At 73.0% G+C, this 19308-nt stretch carries 19 protein-coding genes; all 19 read left to right on the forward strand.

The genetic code is table 11. From position 1 onward, the window contains the following. Positions 1-12: 12 nt before the first annotated feature. Positions 13-1191: a thiolase family protein gene (locus K1T34_RS37710; protein WP_220239498.1), complete on the forward strand. Its 1179-nt coding sequence runs from the start codon at positions 13-15 to the stop codon at positions 1189-1191. Further along, positions 1188-2675 (forward strand): 3-hydroxyacyl-CoA dehydrogenase NAD-binding domain-containing protein, encoded by a 1488-nt coding sequence (locus K1T34_RS37715; protein WP_220239499.1) that lies wholly within the window; start codon positions 1188-1190, stop codon positions 2673-2675. The genes K1T34_RS37710 and K1T34_RS37715 overlap by 4 nt, the downstream gene beginning before the upstream one ends. Next, the gene (locus tag K1T34_RS37720) at positions 2672-3781 is read left to right on the forward strand and encodes a CaiB/BaiF CoA-transferase family protein (protein WP_220239500.1); all 1110 of its coding nucleotides are present in this window, start codon (positions 2672-2674) and stop codon (positions 3779-3781) included. Before K1T34_RS37715 ends, K1T34_RS37720 begins: the two co-directional genes overlap by 4 nt. Further along, positions 3778-4590, forward strand: a complete 813-nt coding sequence (locus K1T34_RS37725; RefSeq protein WP_220239501.1) for an SDR family NAD(P)-dependent oxidoreductase — start codon at positions 3778-3780, stop codon at positions 4588-4590. Before K1T34_RS37720 ends, K1T34_RS37725 begins: the two co-directional genes overlap by 4 nt. Further along, a complete protein-coding gene (locus K1T34_RS37730) occupies positions 4587-5408 on the forward strand; it encodes a CoA-transferase (RefSeq protein WP_220239502.1) in 822 nt (273 codons plus the stop codon). Before K1T34_RS37725 ends, K1T34_RS37730 begins: the two co-directional genes overlap by 4 nt. After that, positions 5405-6163, forward strand: coding sequence for a hypothetical protein (locus K1T34_RS37735; RefSeq protein ID WP_220239503.1), 759 nt, complete (start codon positions 5405-5407; stop codon positions 6161-6163). The genes K1T34_RS37730 and K1T34_RS37735 overlap by 4 nt, the downstream gene beginning before the upstream one ends. Continuing rightward, positions 6160-8316, forward strand: coding sequence for an acyl-CoA dehydrogenase family protein (locus tag K1T34_RS37740; protein WP_220239504.1), 2157 nt, complete (start codon positions 6160-6162; stop codon positions 8314-8316). Before K1T34_RS37735 ends, K1T34_RS37740 begins: the two co-directional genes overlap by 4 nt. Beyond that, a complete protein-coding gene (locus K1T34_RS37745; protein WP_220239505.1) occupies positions 8313-9062 on the forward strand; it encodes an enoyl-CoA hydratase in 750 nt (249 codons plus the stop codon). Before K1T34_RS37740 ends, K1T34_RS37745 begins: the two co-directional genes overlap by 4 nt. Further along, the gene (locus K1T34_RS37750; protein ID WP_220239506.1) at positions 9059-9445 is read left to right on the forward strand and encodes a hypothetical protein; all 387 of its coding nucleotides are present in this window, start codon (positions 9059-9061) and stop codon (positions 9443-9445) included. Before K1T34_RS37745 ends, K1T34_RS37750 begins: the two co-directional genes overlap by 4 nt. After that, positions 9442-9762 (forward strand): MaoC family dehydratase, encoded by a 321-nt coding sequence (locus tag K1T34_RS53745; protein WP_255637836.1) that lies wholly within the window; start codon positions 9442-9444, stop codon positions 9760-9762. The genes K1T34_RS37750 and K1T34_RS53745 overlap by 4 nt, the downstream gene beginning before the upstream one ends. After that, positions 9759-10733: a MaoC/PaaZ C-terminal domain-containing protein gene (locus tag K1T34_RS37755; RefSeq protein WP_255637837.1), complete on the forward strand. Its 975-nt coding sequence runs from the start codon at positions 9759-9761 to the stop codon at positions 10731-10733. The genes K1T34_RS53745 and K1T34_RS37755 overlap by 4 nt, the downstream gene beginning before the upstream one ends. After that, complete coding sequence (locus K1T34_RS37760) at positions 10730-11650, forward strand: acyl-CoA thioesterase II (RefSeq protein ID WP_220239508.1); 921 nt, start codon at positions 10730-10732, stop codon at positions 11648-11650. The genes K1T34_RS37755 and K1T34_RS37760 overlap by 4 nt, the downstream gene beginning before the upstream one ends. Further along, positions 11647-12723: an NAD-dependent epimerase/dehydratase family protein gene (locus tag K1T34_RS37765; protein WP_220239509.1), complete on the forward strand. Its 1077-nt coding sequence runs from the start codon at positions 11647-11649 to the stop codon at positions 12721-12723. The genes K1T34_RS37760 and K1T34_RS37765 overlap by 4 nt, the downstream gene beginning before the upstream one ends. A gap of 629 nt (positions 12724-13352) precedes the next feature. Next, positions 13353-13547, forward strand: coding sequence for a hypothetical protein (locus tag K1T34_RS37770; RefSeq protein ID WP_220239510.1), 195 nt, complete (start codon positions 13353-13355; stop codon positions 13545-13547). A 148-nt stretch (positions 13548-13695) separates the two neighbouring features. Next, positions 13696-14589, forward strand: coding sequence for a xanthine dehydrogenase family protein subunit M (locus K1T34_RS37775; RefSeq protein ID WP_220239511.1), 894 nt, complete (start codon positions 13696-13698; stop codon positions 14587-14589). After that, on the forward strand, positions 14582-15088 hold the full coding sequence (locus K1T34_RS37780; protein WP_220239512.1) for a (2Fe-2S)-binding protein: 507 nt from the start codon (positions 14582-14584) through the stop codon (positions 15086-15088). The genes K1T34_RS37775 and K1T34_RS37780 overlap by 8 nt, the downstream gene beginning before the upstream one ends. After that, positions 15085-17505 carry a xanthine dehydrogenase family protein molybdopterin-binding subunit gene (locus tag K1T34_RS37785; RefSeq protein WP_220239513.1) on the forward strand — a complete coding sequence of 807 codons (2421 nt, stop codon included), beginning with the start codon at positions 15085-15087 and terminating at the stop codon, positions 17503-17505. Before K1T34_RS37780 ends, K1T34_RS37785 begins: the two co-directional genes overlap by 4 nt. Further along, positions 17495-18361 carry a branched-chain amino acid ABC transporter permease gene (locus tag K1T34_RS37790; RefSeq protein WP_220239514.1) on the forward strand — a complete coding sequence of 289 codons (867 nt, stop codon included), beginning with the start codon at positions 17495-17497 and terminating at the stop codon, positions 18359-18361. The genes K1T34_RS37785 and K1T34_RS37790 overlap by 11 nt, the downstream gene beginning before the upstream one ends. Beyond that, a complete protein-coding gene (locus K1T34_RS37795) occupies positions 18358-19305 on the forward strand; it encodes a branched-chain amino acid ABC transporter permease (protein ID WP_220239515.1) in 948 nt (315 codons plus the stop codon). Before K1T34_RS37790 ends, K1T34_RS37795 begins: the two co-directional genes overlap by 4 nt. The last annotated feature ends 3 nt before the right edge of the window (positions 19306-19308 follow it).

Raw genomic sequence — 19308 nt, forward strand, 5'->3', positions numbered from 1 at the left:
GAGAGGCGGAAGATGAGCAGGGAAGTGTTTCTGGTGGGGGGCGTCCGCACACCGAACGGGCGCTACGGCGGTGCGTTGCGCGACGTGCGCACGGTCGAGCTCGGCGGTATCGCGGGCGCGGCGGCGCTGGAGCGGGCCGGGGTGCCGGCCGACGCCGTCGACGAAGCGGTGGTGAGCAACTGCCGGCAGGCGGGCAACGGTCCCAACCCGGGCCGCCAGGTCGCGCTGCGCGCCGGGGTGGCGCAGCGGGTGCCGGCGCAGACCATCAACATGGCGTGCGCTTCGGGCCTGAAGACCGTGCAGCTGGCCCACCAGTCGGTGCTCGGGGGTAGCGCCGACGTGGCGCTCGCGATCGCGGTCGAGAGCATGAGCACGATGCCGTTCATCGCGCCGTACACGCTGCGCTGGGAGGGCACTCGCCGCGGCGACATCACGCTCGCCGACGGCTGGCGCGACGGCGGCACCGACCCGATCTGCGGCATGAACATGGGGCAGACGGCGGAAAAGGTGTCGCGCGAGTTCGGGATCTCGCGGGCCGCGCAGGACGAATGGTCGGCCCGCAGCCACGAACGTGTGATGCGGGCGTGGGACGAGGGCCGGTTCGAAGGTCAGGTCGTGGCGGTCGAGAGCGAGAACGGTTCGCTCGCCACGGACGAGACCTACCGGCGCGACACCAGCCTCGAGCGGCTCGCGAAACTGCGCGCTTCTTTCGAGCAGGACGGCACGGTGACCGCCGGCAACTCCAGCCAGATGGCCGACGGCGCCGCCGGCATCGTCGTGGCCAGTGGCGACGCAGTCGAACGGCACGGCCTGAAGCCGCGGGCGCGGATCCTGTCCTTCGCGGCCGTCGGGGTCGACCCGAGCATGATGGGCGTCGGCCCCACGGCGGCGATCCCGGCGGCGCTCGCCTCGGCCGGACTGTCCACAAGCGACATCGACCTGTTCGAGATCAACGAGGCTTTCGCCGCGCAGATCGTGCAGAACGTCCGCGAGCTCAAGCTCGACGAGGACCGGGTGAACGTCAACGGCGGTGGCATCGCGCTGGGCCACCCGACCGGGCAGAGCGGGCTGCGGCTCGTGGTGACGCTGCTGTCCGAGCTGGAGCGCCGCGGCGCGCGGCTCGGCGTGGCCAGCCTGTGCGTCGGTGGCGGGATGGGCGTCGCCGCGGTGATCGAGGCGGTGGCGGCGTGAGTGATCTCGCCGGGCTGAAGGTCGTCGTCGCGGGCCTCGGGCCGATGGGCCGCGACATCAGCCGCGTCTTCGACCGCGCCGGGGCGGACGTGCGCGTGGTCGACGTCTCGCCGGAGCTGACCGAGGCAGGGCTGGCGAAGATCCGGGCCGAAGCCGAGTCCGCGGGCGAAACCGTGTCGTCGATCTCGGGCGCCACGCTCGCCGAGGCGGTGCCGGACGCGGACGTGTTCCTCGAGGCGGTCGTGGAGGACATGGGCGTGAAGCGGGTGCTGCTCGCCGAAGTCGCCACGCTCGGGCGCGCCGACCTGCTGGTCGCGTCGAACACGTCCTCGCTGTCCGTGGGGGAGATGGGCAAGGCGTTCGGTGACCCGGCTCGGGTCGTCGGCATGCACTTCTTCAACCCCGCCACCAAGATGCGGCTCGTCGAGGTGATCGTGGGCGGCGGGACGAGCGAGGCCGTGGCCGAGCAGGCCCGCGGGCTGGCCGAAGCGCTCGGCAAGACCGCGGTGGTGTGCCGGGACTCGCCGAACTTCATCGTCAACCGCGTGTGCCGGCCCCTGTACTACGAAGCGCAGCTGCTCGTCACGCAAGGCGTGCCGGCGGGTGTGGTGGACGCCGCCGCGTCCGGAGGTCTCGGCCACCCGATGGGACCGTTGACGCTGCTGGACTTCACCGGCCTGCACACGCACCTCGGCTCGTCCGAGACGGCGCTGCGCGAGTTCGGCGACCCCCGCTACCGGCCGATCCCGCTGGCCCGGTCCTTGGTGCGCAGCGGCTTCACCGGCCGAGCGGCCGGCCGCGGCTTCTACGACTACGCAACGGAAAAACCGCGGGCCGCGATCGCTCACCTGCGGCGCGAGGCCGGCTCCGAGGGTGCGGACGTGCGGCTCGTCAGCGCGGGCCCGGACGCCGGCGGCCTGCCGGCGACGGCGGGCTCCCGGACGATCACGGTGTACCACTGCCACAGCCGGCCGGGTGAGGGCGACGTCGCCGCCGTGCGGGAGCTGGCCGCGGCGGGCGAGGTGGTGGTGGACAGCTCCGACGGACACTGGCTCGACGTGCTGCCCGCCGGCGTCGGCTGGCTGCGCCTGCACCGCGCACCCGCCGGTGACGTGTTCGCCGAGGTGGTGCGCGACGACGTCGCGAAGGTGGCGCCGACCCCGGCGGTCACCGCCGTTGTGGACGCCGTCGGCGCGGCCTCGGTCGAAGTCCCGGCCCTGCCGGGGCTCGTGGTCGACCGGCTGGCCTGCTCCATGGTCAACGAGGCGGCCGGGCTGGTCGAGGAAGGAACCGCGTCGGCCGGAGACGTCGACGTGGCCCTGACCCTCGGCATGAACCACCCGCGCGGCCCGTTCGAGACACTGCAGCTCGCCGGCGCGCCCGCGGTGTACGAGGCGCTGCGGTCGATGGCCGACCTCACGGGCGATCCGCGCTACCGGCCGGCGCAGTTGCTGCGGCGGCAGGCGGCGGGAGCGCGGCAGTGAGTACGCCGCAGCCCTTGCGTGGCCGTCGGGTGATCGACCTGAGCCAGTACATCGCCGGCGCGGTGTGCGGGCAGGTGCTCGCCGACTACGGCGCCGACGTCGTCAAGGTCGAGCCACCCGGCGGCGACCCGTCGCGGGAGCTGGCGGGCAGCCGCTTCGGCAGCAGCTACTTCCGCGCCTACAACACGGGGAAGTCGTCCGTCGCGCTCGACCTGCGCGACCCGGCGGACCGGCTTCGCCTCGACGAACTGCTCGCCGGTGCCGACGCCGTGGTGCTCAACTTCGGCCGCCGCACCCGGGAACGGCTGCGGCTCGACGCCGCGTCGCTGCACGCGCAGCACCCCGGTCTCGTCGTGACCGTGGTCAGTGCCTACGGCGCCGACGACCCGCGCACGTGCTTCGACTCGATCGCCCAGGCGGTGAGCGGGTTCGCCGTGCTGAACGCCGATGAGGACGGCCGCCCGAGCATCGCGGCCGGCTACCCGACCGACGTGTTCAGCGGCCTGCACGCCGCCACGGCGACCGCGATGGCCCTCCTCGACCAGCAACGCGCACCGGCGCTGGAGATCGATGTGCCGATGATCGAGGTCGCGATGGCCTCGCTCGCCGGCCCGGCATCGCTGCTCGCCGCCGACGACGCCGCTTTCACCGCGGGGCAGGGCAACCGCGACGCCGCCACGGCACCGTCGAATGTGTACTCCTGCCGCGACGGCTTCTGCTACGTCTACGCCGGGCTGGACAAACACTGGGCGCTGCTGCGGCCGCTTCTCGGCACAGCGGCCGGCCCGGACGCCACCGCGCGGCAGCGGCTGGCCGACCGCGCCCGGTTTGACGCCGCCGTCGAAGACTGGACCCTTCGGCACACCGTCGCCGAGGTCTGCGAACGGATGCAGGAGCTCGGCATCCCGGCCGGGCCCGTGCGCGACCCCGTCGGGGCGCTGACCGCGACCACGGCCGAGCGGCCGGGCGCGGTCGTCGCCCGCGAAGCCGGCGGTGAGGCCGTGCCGCAGTACCCCGTCTCGTTCTCCGGGCACCGGCCGCGCCGCCGGCCCGCCCCCGCGCGTCCCGAGCACGCCACCGCGAATCCCAAGGAGACAGCGCGATGACAGCAGCCACCACCGAACCCCGGGTCCTGGCGAGCGGCACGCTCGACGGCCTGTCCGCGCTGGTCACCGGGGCCGGCAGCGGGATCGGCCGGGCCGTCACGCAGCGGCTCGTGCAGCTCGGCGCCCACGTCACCGGGCTCGGGCGCCACGAGGACTCGCTCAAGGAGACCGGCGATCTGCTCGACGGCCCGGGCGGCTACGACCACCGCGTGTGCGACGTCCGCGACACGGAAGCCGCCGCGGCGGCGCTCGTCGAGGTCGGCGAGAGCCGCGGGCTCGGCCTGCTGGTGAACAACGCCGGCGGCCAGTTCTTCGCCAAGGCGCTGGACATCTCGGTCAACGGGTGGAACTCCGTGCTGGACCTCAACCTCACGAGCATCTTCCACCTGACCAAGGCGGCGCACCCGTATCTGGCGCGCACGCGGGGCAGCGTCGTGAACCTCTCACTGTCCGGTGTGGAGCGTGGCGGGATGGGCATGGCGCATTCGATCGCCGCCCGCGCGGGCGTGCTCGGCCTGACCCGCACCCTCGCGCTGGAGTGGGCCACCGACGGCATCCGCATCAACTGCGTCGGCCCGGGCACCGTCCTGACCCACGCGTTGAACGACGAGGCCAGCGAGCACGTGCTGGGCAACCTCGTGCACAAGGCCACGCCCATGCAGCAGCCGACGCCGACGGCCGACGTCGCGGAGCTCGTCGCGTTCCTCGCCAGCCCCGCCGGTGCGTTGATGACCGGCCAGCTGCTGCAGATCGACGGCGGCGCGCACCTCGGGGCGGGCCTGCACATGCTGCCGGAGGCGTACCGGTGACGGAACCGACCTCATTGGCCGAGGCCGTGCGGACCCACGTCCGTCCGGGCACGCGCGTGTATCTCGGCAACTTCGGCGCGCAGCTGTTCAGCGTCGGCCACGAGCTGATCCGCCAAGGGCTACGCGACCTCGACGCGGTGATCGCCTCGGGTGGCTTGCTGCTCGACCAGCTCCTCGGCGCGGGTGTGCTGCGCTCGGCGACGTTCGGGCATTGCTGGAGCCCCGTCGGCCCGGCCCCGGCCTGGAACTTCCGCCGGCTGGCCGAGTCGGGCGCCGGCACGGTCGAGCTGCACGAGCTGAGCCTCGGCCTGTTCAGCAGCGCGCTGACCGCCGGCGCGCACGGGGTGCCGTTCCTGCCCGTCACGGGACTGCCCGGGACCGGGTACACCGACGAGGACTGGACCGGTGGGCTGCTGGCCACTGTGGACAGTCCGTTCGGCAGCACCACGGTGGTGCGCGCCGAGCGGCCGGACGTCGCGTTCATCCACGTCGACGTGGTCGACGCCGAGGGCAACGGCCACATCCGCGGACCGCTGGGCGAGGTGCTGCTGGCCGCGCAGGCGGCACAGCGCGTGGTGCTCGTCGCCGAGGACGTCGTTCCCGCCGGGGAGGTGCGTGCGCTGGGCGTGACCATCCCGGGTCTGCTCGTGGACGCGTTCGCGCGAGTGCCCGGCGCGGTTGCGCCCGACGGCGCGGTCGGCCGCTACGAGCGGGACGTCGAGGCGTACGAGCGTTACGCCGCGCAGTCGCGGACTCCGGAGGGGTTCCAGGAGTGGCTGGCGGACGAGGTTCTCGTCGTCGAGGAGGTGGTTTCGTGACCACGCCCACCGTCGACTTCCTCGTCCGCGCCGCCCGGGAGTTCCGCCGGGGTGGCTGGGTGTTCACCGGCTTCCACTGGCCGGTGCTGGCCGGTCAGCTCGCCCACGCGCTCGACGGCGAATCCTTCGTCCAGGTCTTCGAAGCCGGTGCCGGGTGCTGGGAGGCCGGGACGGCGGTACCGACGAGCACCACCGACTACCCGGCTTATGCCAACGCGCTGGGCTGGCGGGCCACCACGTCGGACGTGCTGCTGGGGATGGCCCGCCGGTTCGACCGCGTCGTGCTGGACGCGAGCAACATCGACGTCCTCGGCCGCGTCAACTCCTCGTTGCTCGGTCCGCGGGAGAAGCCGTCCGTGCGGCTGCCGGGCGGCGGCGGGGCGCCGGACGTCGCCGCGGCGGCCCGGGAGCTGGTGTGGCTGCACGGCGGCAGCGACCTGCGCCGGATCCAGGACCGCGTCGAGCACGTGACCGCCGCGCCCGGGCCGCACTCGCTGGTCCGGATGCACACGCGCTGGGGCAGCGTCCGGCTCGGCGCGCAGCCGCGGCTCGAGGAGCTGGCCGCGCAGGTGCCCGGCGCCGACGACTTCGTCACCCACCTGCGAGGAATGGGCGTCGACGTCTCCTCGCCGGAACCGCGTACCGAAGTCTCGCCGGAGGAACGCCGTGCGGCAGCGGGAGTTCTGGCCGAAGCTGCTGGGCGTGGGTACGCGGTGGCTCGCCGGGCCCACGCTGAACTGGAGGTGCTGCGTTGACCGAAGACCTGACGACGGATTTGACGACACTGCGGGCGCAGGTCCGCGCGTTTGCCCGGGAATGGCAGGAACAGGGTCGGTTCGTCCCGAAGTGCGACGCCTGGCTGCGCGGGCACGACCCGGAGTTCAGCCGGGAGCTGGCCGCGCGCGGCTGGGTCGGCATGACGTGGCCGGCCGAGTTCGGCGGTGGCGACCGGTCGAACCTCGCGCGGCTGGTGGTGACCGAAGAGCTGCTGCGCGCCGGCGCGCCCGTGGCCGCGCACTGGATGGGCGACCGGCAGATCGGCCCGGCCATCCTCCGTTACGGCTCACCCGAGCTGCAGAAGACCTACCTGCCGCTGATCATCCGCGGTGACGTGTCGTTCTGCCTGGGCATGAGCGAGACCGAGTCCGGCTCGGACCTCGCGTCCGTGCACACCGTGGCCGGGCCGGTGCTCGGCGGCTGGCGGGTGCGCGGCCGCAAGATCTGGACCAGCCACGCCCATCGCGCGACTCACGCGTACGTGCTCGCGCGCACCGATGCGAGCGGTTCGAAGCACGAAGGGCTCAGCGAGTTCATCGTCGACCTCTCGTCCGCGGGCGTGGACATCCGGCCGATCTTCGACCTGCGCGGCGACCACCACTTCAACGAGGTCGTGTTCGACGACGTCTTCGTGCCCGCCGACCACGTGCTCGGCGAGCCTGGGAACGGGTGGCAGCAGGTCACGGAGCAGCTCGCGTTCGAGCGCGGCGGCATGGAACGCGTGCTGAGCACCTACCCGCTGCTCGCCGCCGTCGTCGCCCACACCACGACGCCGGCCCCGGACGCGGCGGTGCGCATCGGCGAAGCACTCGCCCGGTTGGCGACGTTGCGGCAGCTCGTGTGGCGGGTGGCGATCGCCATCGACGGCGGCGCCGCGCCCGTGCAGCAGGCGGCGGTGCTGAAGGATCTCGGCACCCTCTTCGAGGGCGACGTCAACGAACTGGCCCGCGCGGTCCTCGAAGTCGAACCGGACCCCTTCGCCGAGGGTGAAGCGGGTCTGCTCGCGCAGGGCGTGCTCGCCGCACCCGGGTTCACGATCCGCGGCGGCACCACGGAAGTGCTGCGCACGATCATCGCCCGCTCAGCCGCTGCTGCGGGCCGCCCGGCCGACGAGTCGGGACTACGCGCCGTCGCCGACGACGTGCTGAGCGGCCACGGTGGTGACCCCGACGGCAGCCTGCCACCGGTGTGGGCCACCGTCAGCGACCTCGGCTGGCCCGGTGTCGGGACGCCGGAAGAACTCGGCGGGTCCGGCGGCGGCCTGGCGGAGCTGGCCGAGTTCGTCGAGGCGGCCGGCCGGCACACGGTCGCGCTGCCCCTGCTGGAAACGGCGTGGGCCGGCCTGGTGCTCGCGGCAGCCGGCCACACGGTGCCGGCAGGCCCCGCGGCCGTCGTGCTGCCCCCTTCCGGCGACGGCCTGAAGCTGGCCGGCACCGAGCTGTCGGGCACCGCGAGCCGGGTGCATTGGGCCCGCGCGGCCGAGCGGTTCGTCGCGCCGGCCCGCGACGCGGACGGGAAACAGGTGCTGGTCGTCGTCGCGGCCGGCGCACCCGGGGTGACCGTCGTACCGGGCGCGAACCTCGCCGGCGAGCCGCGTGATTCCGTGCGGTTCGAGAACGCCGCGGTCGAGCGGATCGGCGAGGTGCCGGAGTCGCTCGCCGCGACCGGCGCGCTGCTGCAGGCCGCGGCGACGGTGGGAGCGCTGGAAACGGCGGTCGCCCACACCGTGGCGCACGTGACGGTGCGCGAGCAGTTCGGCCGGCCGCTCATCAAGTTCCAGGCCGTCGGCGCGACGCTCGCGCGGATGGAGTCGCAGCTGACGCTCGCGCGCACTGCGGTCGCCTCGGCCGTCGCGGAGAGCGGCGACCTCGACCGGGTGGCGGCGGCCGTGGTGATCACGGCGGCCGCGGCCACCGAGGTCGCCCGCGGTGCGCACCAGCTGCACGGTGCCATGGGCGTGACGCGGGAGCACCCGCTGCACCTCGCCACCCGCCGGCTCTGGTCGTGGCGCGACGAGTTCGGCGGCGAGCGGTACTGGGCGCGCCTGCTCGGCGAGCGGCTCACCCGGCTCGGCCCGGACGCGGTGTGGGACTGGGTGACCGAGGACCTTTCCGAAGCGGAGGACCGATGACGAGCAAGGTCGACCTCGAGAACAAGGACGGGCGCTGGACGCTCACGCTCGCCGACCCCGACCGGCGCAACTGCCTCGACGGGCAGATGTGCCAGGACCTCACCGACGCGATCGCCACCGTGGCCGCCGACGCCGACGCCCGCGCGCTCGTCGTCACCGGTGCGGGCAAGGCGTTCTGCGCCGGCGCGGACCTGCCCGCGGTGTTCGGTGAGACGGACCGCGCGATCCCGGACATCCGGCGCGACCTGCACGCGGTCTACGACAGCTTCCTGCGCCTGCGCGACCTCGCGATCCCGACGGTCGCCGCGGTGCAGGGCGCCGCCGTCGGCGCCGGGCTGAACCTCGCGCTGGCGTGCGACGTCCGGATCGCCGGGCCGCGCGCGTCGTTCGCGGCGACGTTCTCCCGGATCGGCCTGCATCCGGGTGGCGGCTGCACGTGGTTCCTGGTCGACGTGCTCGGGGCGCAGCGGGCGTTGGCCTTGCTGCTCGACGGGGGAGCGCTCAGCGGTGAGGCGGCGGTGGGAGCCGGGCTCGCGCTGGAGCTGGCCGACGATCCGGTGGCCGTCGCGATCGCCTACGCGGACCGGTGGGCGGCCGCGGATCCGGCGCTGGTGCGGGACATCAAGAAGGCCGTCGGGCTCGCGTCCACGGGTGGTTTCGAGGCCACGCTGGAGTTCGAGTCCTGGGCGCAGGCTTCCTCGGCGACGGGGCCGACGGTGCAGGCGGCCGTCGCGCGGTTCCGATGAGCGCGCTGCTGTGCGTCGGCGATCTCGACACCCACGGCGAATGGCTCGGACTCGACGTCGGCGCCGAACTGCTGCCGGCCTACTGCGCGGTCACCGGGTGGTCCGGCGACGACCCCCCGGCCGGGCTCGCTTCCGTGGTGGGACGGCTCGCGTACACGCGCGGCCGGGACATGCCACCGGGCGGCGTGCTGCGTGAGATCTCGCAGACGACCCAGGGCGCGGTGCCGGCCGACGGCCGCTGGCAGGCGCGAATTTCGTCCACTGTGCTCGGTGAACGCTCCGGCCGCCGCCGTCTGGCGATCGTGACCGACCTGCGTTCCGCGATCGGCGAGCCGGTGGCGTCAGTGCGGTTCGTGGTGGACTGGCCGGCGGGCGCCGCATGAGCGAATTCCCGCTCGGCCCCGTGCAGATCTGCGCGTGGGCCGACGTCGTCGACGACCACAACCCACTCCACCTCGACCCCGCCTACGCCGCGACGACCCGCTTCGGCGTCCCGATCGTGCACGGCTCCCTGCTGTTCGCGCTCGCCTGCGACACCCTGCAGACGAGCGGCAGCACGGGTGCGGTGACCCTGCGCTTCCGGGCACCGGTGCCGGTCGGCTCGACGGTCTCCATCACCGTCGACGGCCCGGACCTGCGGCTGCGCTGCGGCGACGGGGAACCGGTCGAGGCGCACGTCGAACCGGAGGCCACGCCGTGACCGAACCCTGGTCCTACACCCTCACCGACCTCGTCCGATACTCCGGCGCGGCCTTGGACTTCAACACCATCCACCACGACGCGCCCGCAGCCCGCGACGCCGGATTCGCCGGCATCGTGGCCCACGGCATGCTGACGCTCGGCCGCGTTCTCGCCCACCTCGCCGACGACGCCGGACCGGCCGGTCTCAGCGCCTGCCGCGCCCGCTTCCGCGCCCCGGTCTACCTCGACACGCCCCTCGCCGCGACGACGACGCGCCGCCCCGGCATCGCCGCGGCAGCGGATCGTGGCGGCGAGGTCGGCGCGCTTGCCTCCACGGCGGTTCCCGCCGACAGTTCCGGTGCTCCCGCCTCGGCGAGAACGGCGACCCGGGCCTCCGGTGCCGCTGCCACGGCGGCCCGTCCCGGCGGCGTCGACATCACCGTCACCTGCGGCGACATCGTCGCCCTGACCGTCGAAGCGGACCTCGGGTCCCGACCGCCGTCGCCTGCCATTCCCGCCGACGCGCCCGTCGCCGACCACCGGCTGCACGTCGAGCGCGGCGTCCTCACCCGGCTCGCCGGCGCGGTCGGGGCGCGGGCGCCGTTCTGGTACGACGCCTTCGCCGCCGACCAGGCCGGGCTGGCGGGGGTGCCCGGCATCCCGACGCTCGCCTTCGCACTGCCGGCTCTCGGCTGGTATCCCGACGAGCAATCGGGCCCGGGCTCCGCGCGCCCGGACCCCGTGGCCGACTCGGCGCGCTGGGCCCGCAGCAGCGGACCCGTCGTCCACGGTGGACAGACGTTCGCCTACCACCGTCCGCTCGTCGCCGGTGAAACCGTGCGTTCCCGGCACTGGATCACCGGCCGCACCGCCAAAACGGGCCGCGCCGGGGAGCTGCGCTTCACCGACGTCACCCAGCTGATCACGGGCTCCGGCGGTGAACCCGTCGTCTCGGCCACCGCCACCCTCCTCGCGACGGGGCCGGCATGAGGAGCCCGGCGCTGCAGTACCTCCTGGAGCGGCTCGACCTGGAACCCGTGGCGCCGGGCGTGTTCCGCGACCCCGGCGGGGCCGATCCGTTGCACCGGCTCTTCGGCGGTGAAGTAGCGGCGCAGGCGCTCGCGGCGATGGGCCGGACCGTCGCGCCGGACCGCCCGGTGCACAGCCTCCACGCCCGCTTCATCCGGCCCGGCCGGACCGGCGTCCCGATCGAGCTGCACGTGACCACGGTCAAGGAAGGCCGCAGCTTCGACCTCCGCGGCGTCGAGCTGAGGCAGGACGACGCCCTCGTCCTCACCGCGACCGCGTCGTTCCAGGTCCCCGAGCCCGGCCCGCGCCATCCCGGCCCGACGCCGGCGGCGATCGACCCGGAAACCCTGCCCCGCTGGGAAGAGCGCTTCAGTGACCGGCGCTACCGGCTCAGCCCACTGTGGACTTTTTCCCGTCCGATCGACCTGCGCTACGTCGACCCGCCACCACCGCTGGACCCGACCTTGCGCGACCGGCCGCGCCGCGCGCAGACCACCCTCGTCCGCGCCGACGGGTCATTGCCGGACGATCCGCTGCTGCACGCCTGCGCCGTGGTCTACGCCTCCGACATGACGCTGCTCGAAACCGCGCTCCTGCCGCTCGGCGTGGTCTACGCCGACGGCGAGTTCGACGGCGTGAGTCTCGACCACACGATGTGGTTCCACCGCCCGCCGCGCGCCGATCGCTGGCTGCGCTACGAGCAGGGTGCCGAGGTCATGGCCGGCGCGCGCGGCCTGGCCTCGGGCCGGATGTACGACGAGAACGGAGAACTCGTGGTGACCGTGATGCAGGAAGGGCTACTCCGTCCCACCGGCGGCAGCGGCAGCTGGCTCGCCGGCACCGCCGCGGACCGCACGATGCCGGGGCAGCGGCCGTGACCGTCCTCGTCGCCGGTGCGAGCGGGCTGGTCGGCGCGGCGTGCGTCTCGGCGTTCGCCCAGGCGGGCTGGGACGTCGTCGCCGTGTCACGGCGCGCGCCGGAGACCGAACCGGGGGTCCCTTTCGCGCACGTGCCCCTCGACCTCACCGACGCGGCCGCCGTGGCGGACGCGGCCAGGCGCTTCGGGGACGTGACGCACCTCGTGTACACCGCCGTGTTCGAAAAGCCGGGCCTGGTCCGCGGCTGGCGCGACCGGGACCAGATGCGGACCAACGAGCGCATGCTGCAAGCCCTCACCGGCGCCCTGTCCGGTGCGCGTCTGGAGCACGTGACCCTGTTGCAGGGCACCAAGGCGTACGGCGTGCACCGCCACCCCATCCGGATCCCGGCCCGCGAACGTCACCCGCGTGATCAGCACGAGAACTTCTACTGGCTGCAGGAAGACCACCTGCGCGCGCTGGCCGCCGAACGCGGTTTCGACTGGACCATCCTGCGCCCGCAGCTGGTGGTCGGCCCGACCCACGGCGTCGCCATGAACCTGCCGCCCGTGATCGGTGCCTACGCGGCGATCTGCCGGGCCGAAGGACTTCCGTTCGGCTTCCCCGGCGGGCCACCGTATGTCACCGAAGCAGTCGACGTCCGCCTCGTCGCGAACGCCGCCGTGTGGGCGGCCACCGCGCGCGCGGCCCGCGACGAGCACTTCAACCTCACCAACGGCGAGGTGTTCGCCTGGCGTGACCTGTGGCCCGCGCTGGCCGAGGAACTGGGCGTCGAACCGGGCCCGGACAGCCCGCGGCGGCTGGCGCAGTTCCTGCGCGCGCACGCGGGAACCTGGGACCGGATCGTCGCCGCCCACGGCCTGCGGCCCGTCCCGCTCGCCGCCCTGCTCGGCGAATCCCACCACTACGCCGACTTCCACTTCGCCGCCGGCGCCGAGATCGCGCCGCCTCCGGCGTTCGTCAGCACCGTCAAGATCCACCAGGCGGGCTTCACCGAAACCCGCGATACGGAGGCGTCCTTCCGTCACTGGCTGCGCGTGCTCGCCGAGCGCGGAATCCTTCCCGGCCACTGAGGACGGCGGCGTGGCCCCCGGCCGGATGGCCGGGGACCACCGGCTCAGCCGACGATCGGCTGCGCCGACAGCACCGTCCGGGTCCAGCCGCTCGCGTCGACCGGGTCGTTCGTGAAGTACTCCAGGTCCGAGCCGTCAAGGTCGTACGGGTTGTGGTCGAGGTAGTGGTACAGGCCACCGTCGCGGGTCTGACCGTAGTAGAGACCGAGACGGGGCGAGACCAGGCGGTCGAAGCCGCGCCGGGATGATGCTCGCCGACGCCGTGCGGGAGCTGCGGGACGAACGCCGGAGGCTGACCGTGCTCGACGCCGGCGGTGCCGACCGGACGGCGCTGCGAACCGTCTTCTCGTGGTCCTACCGGGCGTTGCCCGCCGGGGCGGCTCGGCTCTTCCGGCTCCTGGGCACCCACCCGGGCCCGGATTTCGACCTCCACGCCGCCGCGGCGATGACGGGCACGGACCTCACCGCCACGGCCGCGCTGCTCGACGAACTCATCCGCGCGCACCTGGTGACGTCCGTCGGGCTCCGGACACCACGGCATACTCACCGACATCCACAACAGCCTGGGCGCAACCCTTTTCGAAGCCGGTCTGGCCCTCGAATCGCGCAGGCACCACGAATCGGCGCGCGTGCTCGCGGCCGACGCCGGGGACCGTTTCGAACACGCGCGCGCCTTGGCCGGAATCGCCGAAACACTGGCCGGTGAAGACCCCGAAACCGCGCACCGCCTGTGGCAGGCCGCGCTGTCGTTGTACGAGGACCTGAACCACCCGGCGGCCGAGACCATCCGGGCCCGCATGGCAGCCACCGTGTACCGCCGCTGACGACCGCATCGGTGGCTCGCGCCCCCGAACTCTCCTGAACGGCGCGAAAATCGGCCCGGCCGACTTGACATCCGCTCCGGCTCTTCCCAAACTGTTCTGGAAATCGAACAGCGTTCAGCATTTCGAACACGTCAAGGGAGACGAGCCGGTGAAACTGCCTCCGTTCGGCTATCACCGCGCCGCATCGCTGGGCGACGCGGTCGCGGTGCTGGGCGAGTACGGGCCCGACGCGCGGGTGCTCGGCGGCGGGCAGAGCCTGCTCCCGGTCATGGCGCTGCGCATGTCGAACCCGAGCGTGCTCGTGGACATCACCACGGCGAAAGACCTGCAAGGACACGCCTTCCGTGACACCGACGGCCTCGTCGTCTCGGCCGCGGTCACCACTCGCGCGCTCGAGACCGACCCCGAGACGCGCCGCCGACACCCGCTGGTCGCCGAAAGCCTCGCGCAGGTCGGGCACCCCGAGATCCGCAACCGCGGCACGGTGTGCGGCTCGCTCGCACACGCCGATCCCGCGGCCGAGCTGCCCGCGCTGCTGCTCGCGCTCGGCGGGTCCGTGCGCGTCGCCGGTGCCGAGCGGCGGCGCCGGATCGCGGCGCGCGACTTCTTCCTCGGCCCGTACCTGACCGCGTTGAACGACGGTGAGGTCGTCGCCGGCGCCGAGCTGCCGCTCGTGCCCGCGACGGCCGGCTGGTCGATCCGCGAGATCACCCGCCGCAGCGGGGACTTCGCCCTCGTCGGCGTGATCTGCGTGCTGGACACCGATTCCGCCGGGCGCTGCACCGACGCGCGGATCGCGCTGTTCGGCATCGCCGGCACCCCTCGCCGCGCCACAGCCGCCGAAGCGATCCTCGCCGGTCAGGTCCTCGACGACGCCGTGCTCGCCGAAGCCGCGGCGCGGGCGTTCGACGAGATCGACGTCGTCGGCGACATCCACGGTTCCGTGACCTACCGTCGCCGTGCGGGCACCCGGCTCGTCGCCCGCTCGCTCGCCGAAGCCGCCGCCCGCAGCCAGTCCGAAGTGGAGAGTGCCCGTGCTTGACGCCCACGAGCCGACGCAGGTTTCCCTCACGGTGAACGGGAAACCCGAGTCGGCGCGCACCACGCCGCGGACCACGCTCGCCGATTTCCTGCGCCACGACCTGGGCCTCACCGGCACGCACCTCGGCTGCGAGCACGGCGTCTGCGGCGCCTGCACCGTCCGGCTCGACGGCGCGGCCGTGCGCAGCTGCCTCACCCTCGCCGTGCAGGCGCACGGATCCACAGTGGACACCGTCGAAGGCCTGGGCGAGACGGCCGGTGCCGAGGACGTGCTGCACCCGCTGCAGCAGAAGTTCTGGGAGCACCAGGCGCTGCAGTGCGGCTTCTGCACGCCGGGTTTCCTGATGGCCGCCGTCGCCGCCGTCGAGGAGAACCCGGACCTCTCCCGCGACGAGATCCGCGAGCGGCTGTCCGGAAACCTCTGCCGCTGCACCGGGTACGCGCCGATCGTGACCGCGATCGCCGAATACGCCGAGCAGGTGCGGGAGGCGCGGGCGTGAGCATCACCGAAGGCTGGGTCGGCCGCCGCGTCAAGCGCGTCGAGGACCCGAAGATCCTGCTCGGCCGTGGCCGCTACGCCGACGACGTCACCCCGGCCCGCTGCCTGCACGCCGCGTTCGTCCGCGCCCCGGTCGCGCACGCGCTGATCACGGCGATCGACGTCGAGGCCGCCAAGCAGGCGCCGGGCGTGGTCGCCGTGTTCACCGCGGACGACTTCAACCCGATGTGCCGCTCGTGGAAGGGCCTGCTCGACTGGCCGGGCCTGGTCGGTGGCGACCAGCGGCCCCTGGCCACCGGCAAGATGCACTACGTCGGCGAGCCCGTGGTGATGGTCGTGGCCGAAAGCCGCGCCGTCGCGGAGGACGCGCTGGAACTGGTCACCCTCGACTACGAGGAGCTCGACCCGGTCGTCGACTCCATCGCCGCCCTCGACGCGTCGGCGGCGAAGGTGCACGACGAGCTGCCGTCCAACCTCGCCTTCGAAGGCACCTTCGGCACCGGTGACGTCGAAGCGGCCTTCGCCGAGGCCGCCGTGATCGTGGAGACCGGCATCAGCACCGCGCGCCACACAGCCGTCGCGCTGGAGCCCCGCGGCGTCGTCGCCGAGTTCGACCCGTCGGCGAAGTCGCTCACCGTGCGGCTGTCCACGCAGGCGCCGCACATGCTGCAGTCGGTGTTCGCCGAGCTGCTCGGCCTGCGCGAGAGCAACATCCGCGTACTCACCGACGAGGTCGGCGGCGCGTTCGGCATGAAGGCGCACGTGTACTCCGACGAGGTCGCCACGTGCGCGGCCAGCATCCTGCTGCGCCGTCCGGTGAAGTGGATCCAGGACCGCGTCGAATCGCTGCAGTCGGACACGCAGGCGCGCGACGAACGGGTGTCCGCCGCGCTGGCCGTCGCGGCCGACGGCCGGATCCTCGGCCTGCGTTCGGAGGTCGTGAGCGACGGCGGCGCCTACTCCGTCTACCCGCGCAGCATGGTCACCGAAGGCATCCAGGTCGCCACGATCATGCCCGGCCCCTACCGGATACCCGTCTACTCGGGACACTTGCGCGTCGCCATCACCAACAAAGCTCCGCTCGCGGTGTACCGCGGCGTCGGGCACCCCGTCGCCATCCTCGCGATGGAGACGCTGCTCGACGAGACCGCGCGCCGGCTCGGGCTCGACCCGGCGGAACTGCGCCGCCGCAACCTGATCGCGCCCGAGGAACTGCCCTACACCTCCGTGACCGGCCAGGTCTACGACAGCGGCTCGCACCAGGAGTCGCTGGAGAAGCTGCTCGCCATGCTCCCCTCCGGGCCGGACCTCGACAAGCGCAAGGCCGAAGCGCGCGAACGCGGGCGGCTGCTCGGTGTCGGGCTCGCGTGTTTCGTCGAGGTCACCGCGCCCGGCGTGATGTTCTACGGCAAGCGCGGCGCCCCGATCACCGCGCACGACCAGGTCGAGGTGCGGGTGGAGGCCGACGGCTCGGTCACCGTGCTGCTCGGCACGCCCGGCCAGGGCCAGGGCCTGCAGACGACGGCCGCGCAGGTCGTGGCCGACCACCTCGGGGTCTCGTTCGATCGCATCAGCGTGGTCAGCGGCGACACGGCGGTAGTGCCGCACGGCACGGGGGTGTGGGCCAGCCGTTCGGCCGTGGTCAGCAGTGGTGCTGCGGCTTCGGCCGCCCGCGAGGTGAAGGAACGGCTGCTCGCGATCGCCGGGCACCTGCTCGAGGTCGACCCGGCCGACCTCGAGATCGGCAACGGCGTGGTCCAGGTCGCGGGCGCGCCGAACGTCCACTTGGGAGTGGAGGAGCTCGCCGAGGTCGCGCACTTCCGCACCCACCGCCTGCCGCCGGAGCTGAGGATCGGGCTGTCGGTGGTGGGGGAGTACAGCGGCCCCAACGTCACCTTCAACAACGGCGCCCACGCCGCCGTCGTCGAGATCGAAGAGGACAGCGGGCTCGTCCACATCGTCGACTACGCGTGCGTCGAGGACTGCGGGGTGCTCATCAACCCCGAGATCGTGGACGGGCAGATCCGCGGCGGCGTCGCGCAGGGCATCGGCGGGGCGTTGTTCGAGCGGCTGTACTACGACGAGAACGGCCAGCTGCTCACCTCGACCCTGCTCGACTACCTCATGCCGACCGGCCCGGAGCTGCCGGACGTGCGCATCACCCACATCGAAACCCCGAGCCCGGTCACCATGCTGGGCGTCAAAGGCGCCGGCGAAGCCGGTGCCGCCGGCGCGCCCGCGGCCGTGCACAACGCGGTCAACGACGCGCTTTCCCCCTTCGGCGCACGGGTGTGGCATCAGCCGATCACACCCGAACGCGTCGTCCGGGCCCTGGACGAGGCCGCCGGGCACAGCTGGCCCGAACCGCCTGACACCCCGGGGCTGCCCCTGCTCGAGGAGGACAACGATGTCCGGTAGCGAGTTGGCGCTGACGACCTTCAACGGCCTGAGTTTCGCGGGCCTGCTCTTCCTGGTCGCCAGCGGGTTCACCCTGATCTTCAGCCTGATGGGCGTGCTCAACCTCGCCCACGGTTCCTTCTACCTGTGGGGCGGCTACCTCGGTCTGGTGACCCTGGGCGCCACCGGGAGCTGGCTGCTCGCGCTCACCGCCGGGGCGTTCGGCGTGGCCGTCGGCGGCGGTGTGCTGGAGCGCCTGGTCTACCGCCGGGTGCGCGGCAAGGAGCTTTCCGAGGTCCTGCTCAGTGTTGGGATCTCCCTGGTGCTCGCCGATCTCGCGCTCGCGCAGTTCGGCGGAGACTCCCTCACGATCGCGCCGCCGACGTGGCTCGCGGGCAGCGTCGGGCTCGGCGATCTCGTGGTGCCCCGGTTCCGCCTGGCCGTGATCGTCGCCGCGCTGGTCGTGCTGGCCGGGCTGTGGCTGCTGCTGAAGCGCACGAAGGTCGGCGCGATCATCCGCGCGGGCGTGGACGACGAGGAGATGCTCGGCGCGCTCGGCGTCAACGTCCGGCGGGTCGCGGCGGGCGTGTTCGTCCTCGGCGCGCTGCTCGCCGGCGCGAGCGGCGTGGTCGGGGGAGTGTTCTTCGGGACCTACCCGGGCGCGGACGCGGAGATGCTGCTGTTCGCCCTCGTGGTGGTCGTGGTCGGCGGCCTGGGCAGCCTGCCCGGAGCGGTCGTCGGCAGCCTCGTCGTCGGCCTGCTCTACAGCTTCGGTGTCGCGCTGGTGCCGGACCTGCTCTACTTCGTCCTCTTCGGACCGATGCTGCTCGTGCTGGTGCTGCGCCCGCGCGGGATTCTCGGGGGGCGGTTGGGATGACGGCGCTCACCTCCACCACCACGCGCACTCTGCTGCTCGTCGCGGCAGCCGCCGTGGGTGTGGTCCTGCCTTACCTCACCGGCCAGTACTGGATCGGGATCGCGACCGAGGCCGTGATCTTCGCGATCGCCTCGCTCGGCCTGAACGTGCTGATCGGCCAGGGCGGTCTCGTGTCCGTGGGGCATGCGGGCCTGTTCGCCACCGGTGCCTACACCGCGGCGCTCACGCAAACCCAGTACGGGCTCGGGTTTTTCACCTCCGCCCTGGTCGCGATCGTGGTCACCCTCGTGCTCACCGCCGCCTTCGCGATCGCCGCGGTCCGCACGACCGGGATGTACTTCCTGATGATCACCCTCGCCGAGGGCATGCTGATCTGGGGACTCGCCCACCGCTGGTCGGCCCTGACCGGCGGCGAGAACGGCGCCGTCAGCGGCCTGCGCCCGGGCGGGTTCACCCGCTACTACCAGTACTACTGGCTCGCGTTGACGATGCTGGTCGTCGTGGCGGTGCTGCTCTACCTGTTCACCCGGTCGAAGGCCGGGCTGCGCATCCGCGCGACTCGTGACAGCGCGGTCCGGATGACCAGCATCGGATACTCCGCCCCGGCCCAGCGCTTCGGCGCGTTCCTCGTCTCCGGTGCGGTCATGGCGGTCGCGGGGGTGCTCTACGCCGGGTACTACCCGGTGGTGAGCCCGTCCACCGCTCACCTGTCCACCTCGATCCTCTTCATGCTCATGGTCCTCACGGGCGGGTCCGGCGTCTTCGTCGGGCCGATCGTCGGCGCGGTCCTGCTCACCGTGCTGCGCGCGGCCGTCTCGGCCGAGACACCGCGCTGGCCGACCGTGATGGGCGTCGTGCTCATCGTCGTCGTGCTCTTCGCCCGCGAAGGCATCACCGGGACCTTGCGGGACCGCCTGCGCATCCGCCGCCCAGCCACGAGTTAGCCG

The organism is Amycolatopsis sp. DSM 110486, from assembly GCF_019468465.1.
In the GTDB taxonomy this organism is placed as follows: domain Bacteria; phylum Actinomycetota; class Actinomycetes; order Mycobacteriales; family Pseudonocardiaceae; genus Amycolatopsis.